Annotated in this window: 6 protein-coding genes; 3 read left to right on the top strand and 3 right to left on the bottom strand. The window is 71.4% G+C overall.

What is annotated here, in order from left to right; translation table 11 throughout:
• Positions 1 to 91: 91 nt before the first annotated feature.
• Positions 92 to 1,114 (bottom strand): LCP family protein, encoded by a 1,023-nt coding sequence (locus KUG41_RS07405; protein ID WP_216902707.1) that lies wholly within the window; start codon positions 1,112 to 1,114, stop codon positions 92 to 94.
• Between the two features lie 125 nt (positions 1,115 to 1,239).
• Here KUG41_RS07405 and KUG41_RS07410 point away from each other — a divergent pair, with 125 nt between their 5' ends.
• Both KUG41_RS07410 and malQ read left to right on the top strand, forming a co-directional pair.
• The gene (locus tag KUG41_RS07410; RefSeq protein WP_216902709.1) at positions 1,240 to 2,460 is read left to right on the top strand and encodes a Coenzyme F420 hydrogenase/dehydrogenase, beta subunit C-terminal domain; all 1,221 of its coding nucleotides are present in this window, start codon (positions 1,240 to 1,242) and stop codon (positions 2,458 to 2,460) included.
• Positions 2,457 to 4,010: a 4-alpha-glucanotransferase gene (gene malQ / locus KUG41_RS07415; protein WP_216902711.1), complete on the top strand. Its 1,554-nt coding sequence runs from the start codon at positions 2,457 to 2,459 to the stop codon at positions 4,008 to 4,010. The genes KUG41_RS07410 and malQ overlap by 4 nt, the downstream gene beginning before the upstream one ends.
• Here the strand turns inward: malQ and KUG41_RS07420 are convergent.
• A complete protein-coding gene (locus tag KUG41_RS07420) occupies positions 3,965 to 4,909 on the bottom strand; it encodes a RodZ family helix-turn-helix domain-containing protein (RefSeq protein ID WP_216902713.1) in 945 nt (314 codons plus the stop codon). The two genes, malQ and KUG41_RS07420, sit on opposite strands and share 46 nt — an antisense overlap.
• Positions 4,910 to 4,920: 11 nt before the next feature.
• Positions 4,921 to 5,646 carry a pseudouridine synthase gene (locus KUG41_RS07425; RefSeq protein WP_216902715.1) on the bottom strand — a complete coding sequence of 242 codons (726 nt, stop codon included), beginning with the start codon at positions 5,644 to 5,646 and terminating at the stop codon, positions 4,921 to 4,923.
• A gap of 89 nt (positions 5,647 to 5,735) precedes the next feature.
• On the opposite strand from KUG41_RS07425, the gene KUG41_RS07430 reads away from it, so the two are divergent.
• A partial coding sequence (locus KUG41_RS07430) for a sigma-70 factor domain-containing protein (RefSeq protein ID WP_305798567.1) occupies positions 5,736 to 5,910 on the top strand: 175 nt, incomplete at its 3' end.

A 5,910-nucleotide genomic window follows, 5' to 3' on the forward strand; every position in this document is an offset into this window, starting at 1 on the left:
AACAGGGGGCCGGTGCGTTCCTGCTGGCCGCGCATTCGCTCAGTGCCGTTAGGCCATTCTCCCGCGGCTGAGCTGGTTTTTCAGCAGCCTCCTAGGGCGTTGGCTCCTTCCACAGCGGTGGTGTCGCCCCGGCCTCCAGCTCCCGCAGGCCCTTGTGCTTCTCCTCGGCGGGCTTGAGCGGCAGGCTGGAGAACTGCACAGGTTTGGCGGTGTCGAGGCCGGCGGCCAGCAGGCTGAGGGTCTCGCCCTGGGAGAGGTTGGTGTCCACCTTGGCCTGAAGCTGGGTCACCAGGACGGGCAGCTTGGCCAGCTTGTCGGGTTGGAGCATCCGCTCCCGCAGGCTGCTTCCCACAAGCTGCTGGTTGCTGCGCCGGCCGGCGTCCCCGAGCCATCGGTCGCGGAAGCGCACCAGATGTTCCACCTTGGCCCCGCCCAGCTGCTGCAGGCCCGCCTCCAGGTCGATGGTCAGCTTCTGGGTCTTGTCGGTGTAGCGCATCCGCCGCGGCGGACTCAGTTCCAGCCCCCCGAGTCCGTTCACCAGATCCCGGAAGGCTCCCCTGGGCAGCACCAGGTAGCGATCGGGTTTGGGGGACTCCAGCCCCACCAGCTCCCGAACGGCGTCGGCGGTGAGGGCCACGCCGCCGAGGCGGTAGACCTCTCCCAGCCGCTTGGGTCCCTTCTCCCCGGGCAGGCTCACGGCCAGTTCGGTCGGCAGGTTGAGCACCTGCAGGGGGCCGTCGGGGTTGACGCGCAGCAGCAGCAGGGCATCGGCGTTGGCGGGGCCGGCCGGGGCGGCACCGTTCAGGGGTGCACCCAGCCGGTCGGCGTCGCTGCCGATCACCAGCAGGGTGACGGGCCGGGCCGGCTGGGCGGCCAGGCTGGCCGGCCCGATCTCGGGGGTGGGGGCCAGGGCCCGGTCCGGCTCGGGCCAGAGGAGCCCCAGGGTGGCCATTCCCACCACCGCGCCCGCTGCGGCGATGGCCAGCTGACGCAGGGAGCGTCCGATGGTGAGCGGCCGCCGCCGGGGGGCAGATCCCTTGCCGGCAGCTGTGGGGGTGGGGGCCGCAGGGCCCGGCCGGTCGGCGGGAGGGCGGCGATTCCGGCGGGCGGGCATCGGTGCCGAAACGGATGGAGATGGGGCACTCTGGCGCAGCTGCCGTCGCTGCCCCTGGAACGGCCTGCGGCATGGGGAGGCGGCGACCGATAGGTTGAGCACCGAGCCGTCACGCCCACCTCCGTTTGTCCACCGTTCCGTCCCCGGCGCCGCCCCCGACGGCGCCGCACGATCGTGCCCGGCCGCTGGCCAAGGGCAGCCCCAAGCCGGCCCGGGATCTCTGCAGCGACTGTGGCCTCTGCGACAGCCGCTGGGTGGCCTACGTGCGCCGCGCCTGCGCCTTTCTGGAGCAGCGTTTCGAAGCCATGGAGGAGCAGGCCCATGGCCGCAGCCGCCGGCTCGACGATGAGGATGAGCTCTATTTCGGCGTGCACCAGCGCATGGTCACCGCCCGGCTGCGCCAGCCGATCGAGGGGGCCCAGTGGACCGGCATCGTCAGCCGCATCGGCGTGCGGGCCCTGGAGAGCGGGCTGGTGGATGCGGTGCTGTGCGTACAGCAGAGCCCGGAGGATCGCTTCACCCCGGTGCCGGTGCTGGCCCGCACCCCCGAGGAGGTGCTGGCGGCCCGGGTCAACAAACCCACCCTCTCCCCCAACCTGGAGGTGCTCGAGCAGCTGCCGGGCAGCGGCATCGAGCGGCTGCTGGCCATCGGCGTGGGCTGCCAGATCCAGGCCCTGCGGGCCGTGCAGGCCACCCTGCCGCTGCAGAAGCTCTACGTGCTGGGGATGCCCTGTGTGGATAACGTCAGCCGAGCGGGCCTGCAGACCTTCCTGGAGAGCGCCAGCAGCTCGCCGGACACGGTGGTGCACTACGAGTTCATGCAGGACTTCCGCATCCACTTCCGCCACAGCGACGGCCACGAGGAGACCGTGCCCTTCTTCGGCCTCGACACCCCCGCCCTCAAGGACGTGTTCGCCCCCAGCTGCCTGAGCTGCTTCGATTACACCAATGCCGGCGCTGACCTGGTGGTGGGCTACATGGGTGCCACCTTCGGGCGCCAGTGGATCACCGTGCGCAACGCCACCGGCCAAGAGCTGCTGGATCTGGTGGAAGCCGAGCTCGACCTGGCGCCGGTGACCAGCGCCGGCGACCGGCGCCAGGCGGTGCAGCAGGGGATCGATGCCTATGAGAAGGCCCTGAAGCTGCCGATGTGGCTGGCGGAACTGGTGGGGGTGTTCGTGCAGCGCTTCGGGCCCAAGGGGCTGGAGTACGGCCGCTTCTCGATCGATTCCCACTTCACCCGCAATGCCCTGTGGCTGCAGCGCAACCATCCGGAGAAAGTGGAGGCCCACATCCCGGCCTTCGCCCGCCGCATCGTGGCCCGCTACCGGCTGCCCAGACCGTGAGCCCTGATGCCCGCGCCTGCGGTGTGCTGCTGCATCCCACGGCCCTGCCCGGAACCCCCTGCTGCGGCAGCTTCGGCGCCGCCGCCCGCGACTGGATCGACCTGCTGGGCCGGGAGGGGATCCGCGTCTGGCAGCTCCTGCCCCTGGCCCCCACCGATGGCACCGGCTCCCCCTACAGCTCCCCGAGCGGCTCGGCTCTGAACCCCTGGCTGATCGATGCCGACGACCTGGTGGCCGATGGCCTGATCACACCGGCGGACCGGGACGCCCTTCCCGGCGGACCGGCGGATCGGCTGGATCCCGTCCGCGCCCGGGAGCGGTCGGCGGCCATCGCCACGGCCCTGCGGCAGCGCTGGGCCGACCAGCCCCGGGAGGGCCGTCAGGCCTTCGCCCGCTGGGAGCAGCACCAGCGGTACTGGCTGGTGGACCACTGCCGCTTCATGGTGGCGCGACGGCTGCAGGGGGGGCGGCCCTGGTGGGAGTGGCCGGAGGACCTGGCCCGGCGCCGGCCGGCGGCCCTGCGCGCTCTGGTGGAGGCGCAGAGCGAGGCCCTGCAGGAGGAAGCCCTGCTCCAGTGGCAGTTGCAGCATCAGTGGCGCCGGCTGCAGGATCGGGCCCACGGCCAGGGTGTTCGACTGGTGGGCGATCTGCCCTTCTACGTGGCCCACGACAGTGCCGATGTCTGGAGCCGACGGCCCCTGTTCTCCCTGCGCGCCGATGGGTCGCTGGTGGAGCAGAGCGGCGTGCCGCCGGACTACTTCGCGGCCACCGGCCAGCTGTGGGGAACCCCTGTCTATCGCTGGTGGGTGCATCGCCTCACGGGGTTTCGCTGGTGGCTGGCGCGGCTGATGCGCCAGCTGGAGCTGATGGATCTGCTGCGGCTCGATCACTTCCGGGCCCTGGAGTCCTACTGGAGTGTTCCAGGCGGGGACGCCACCGCCCAGAACGGCAGCTGGCGCGCCTCCCCAGGCCGCTCCCTGCTGGCGGGCCTGTGGAGGCGCTGCCGTCGTCGGGGCCGGTTGCTGGATGGCGATCGCCTGCCGCTGATCGCCGAGGATCTGGGGGTGATCACCCCGGCGGTGGAGGCCCTGCGCGACCGTTTCTCCCTGCCGGGCATGAAGATCCTCCAGTTCGCCTTCGACGGCAACGACGACAACCCCTACCTGCCGGCCAACTACAGCGGAGACCGCTGGGTCGTGTACACCGGCACCCACGACAACGCCACCAGCCTGGGCTGGTGGCGGGATCTGGACGACGGCGCCCGGGGTCGCGTCGCCGCGGTGGTGGGCGGAGAGGTCCGGGCCCCGAGCTGGCAGCTGCTGGAGGTGGCCCTGGCCTCTTCGGCGGAACTGGCGGTGGTGCCCCTGCAGGATCTGCTGGAACTCGGTGACGAGGCCCGCTTCAACACCCCCGGCACCACCGAGGGCAACTGGAGCTGGCGACTCAGCCGATCCGTCGCCGACATGGCCGGGCCCCTGCATGGTTTCGCCGAGATGGCGCGCCGCTACGGCCGGGAGGTCGGAGAAGGGGGCCGCCGCGGGGATGGATAGAGGTACTGCGCCGCGGTCTGATCCTCGGAGGTGGTGGGGGCCAGGGGCTGACCGTTCCAGCGCACCGCGCCGGCCGGTGGGGGTGGAGTCAGCCGCAGGCTGAACGGTGGCAGCACCGGCAGGCTCAGGCTTCCCTGCACCGCCGGCAGCTGGGAGACGATGCCCCGGTCGCTGGTCAGGGACACCCGGGTGGACCTGGCCAGGTCGAGCCGCAGCAGACCCAGGGCCAGATCGGGCCGGTCGCTGCGCAGTTCGCTGCGCAGTCGCTTCAGTCCCTGACCCGAGGACGCCTTGCCCAGGGGCCGCAGGTCCGGATAGGCCCCCAGGATCGCCCGGTCGGCATCCTCCAGATTCGCCTGGGCGGTCTGGGCCGCGCTGAGGGGGGGGATGGGCCGCAGGGCCAGCAGCCCCTGGGCGGCCAGCCGCTGCTGCTGCAGGTTGAGCCCGTAGATCAGCCCGCCGCAGAGCAGCGCGTAGAGCACCGTGCCCTGCCAGGTGGTGAACACATCGATCGAGCCCGGTGTGAACCGCAGCAGCAGCGGCTCCCGCCGCCGTCTGTTGCGCCGGTCCCGCTCCGGTGGCAGCACCCCGTCGAGACAGCCGTCCGGCAGCTCCAGATGCTGCTCCAGCAGGGGCAGCATGGTGCGCAGGTAGGCCGCCTCCGGCAGCCGATCCCGCCAGCCCCTCTCCAGCGCCTCCAGCACGGCGGTGCTGATGCGGGTATCGAGGGCGAGCTGGCGCAGGCCCATGCCCCGGGCCTCCCGGGCTTCGCGCAGGTGCTGGCCCGCGAGCAGCAGGGGGTCCTGGGGCCGTTCCTGGACAGGGGGTGGCAGCCTCGGACGCTGCCCCGGCAGGCGCTCACGCAGGCGTTGGAGGAGGGGACGGGCCGACTTGGGCAAGGGAGGGGGGCTCAGGGAGCGGCGGCCAGGGGGCCCCATTCTCGGGGCTCGACCTCGCGCCAGGCTCCTTCCGGCAGGTCCTTCAGGTGCAGCGGCCCGATGGCGACCCGCTGAAGATCCCGGACCGGGTGGCCGAGGATCTCGGCGGTGCGACGGATCTGGCGGTTGCGGCCCTCCCGCAGCACCAGCTCCAGCAGGGTGCAGCCCCGGTGATGGTGCAGTCGCTGGAGGTCCACCGTGCGGCTGGGCAGGCCGTCGAGTGGAACACCGGCGCGCCAGCGCTCCAGGGTGGCGTGTCTCGGCCATCCCTCCACCCAGACCCGGTAGGTCTTGCGATGGCCGTAGCGGGGGTGGGTTAGGCGCAGGGTGAGGTTTCCGTCGTTGCTGAGCAGCAGCGCTCCCCGGCTGTCGGCATCGAGTCTGCCCACCGGATGCAGTCCTCGGCCTTCTCTCAGCTGGGGCGGCAGCAGATCGAGCACGGTGGAACGGCCGTGGGTGTCTCGGCAGGTGCAGAGCACGCCGGGGGGTTTGTGGAGCAGCAGCGTCAGGTTGGTGGCGGGCAGCACCAGGGGCTGGCCGTCGACGCTGATGCGGTCGCAGCCGGGATCGGCACGATCGCCCAGCCGGGCCAGGTCGCCATTGACCCGCACCCGCCCCTCGTTCAGCCAGGTCTCGGCCTGCCGCCGGGAGCAGAGTCCGGCGGCGGCCATGAGTTTCTGAAGCCGTTCCGCGCCCATGGCCCCATTGTGGGGACGGTTCCAGGGCGGAGCGAGTCCGCAAAGTGATGATAGATTTACGAAACCAAATGGTTTCGTAACAAGGGACGATGCCTTCGATCACCCTCACGCCCTCCTCCGCGTCCCTGCTGGTTCCCACCGGAGATTCCCTCCGTTCCTACCTGCGAGACATCGGCCGTGTGCCGCTGCTGAGCCATGAGCAGGAGATCACCCTGGGCCGTCAGGTGCAGGAGCTGATGGCGCTGGAGGAACAGCGTGAGGAGC

This window comes from Synechococcus sp. CCY 9618 (genome assembly GCF_019038415.1).
Lineage (GTDB): Bacteria > Cyanobacteriota > Cyanobacteriia > PCC-6307 > Cyanobiaceae > Cyanobium.

Excerpts from the sequence above, each read along its gene's own strand:
- KUG41_RS07405 (WP_216902707.1), bottom strand. The coding sequence starts at position 1,114 with ATGCCCGCCCGCCGGAATCGCCGCCCTCCCGCCGACCGGCCGGGCCCT.
- KUG41_RS07425 (WP_216902715.1), bottom strand. The coding sequence starts at position 5,646 with ATGGGCGCGGAACGGCTTCAGAAACTCATGGCCGCCGCCGGACTCTGC.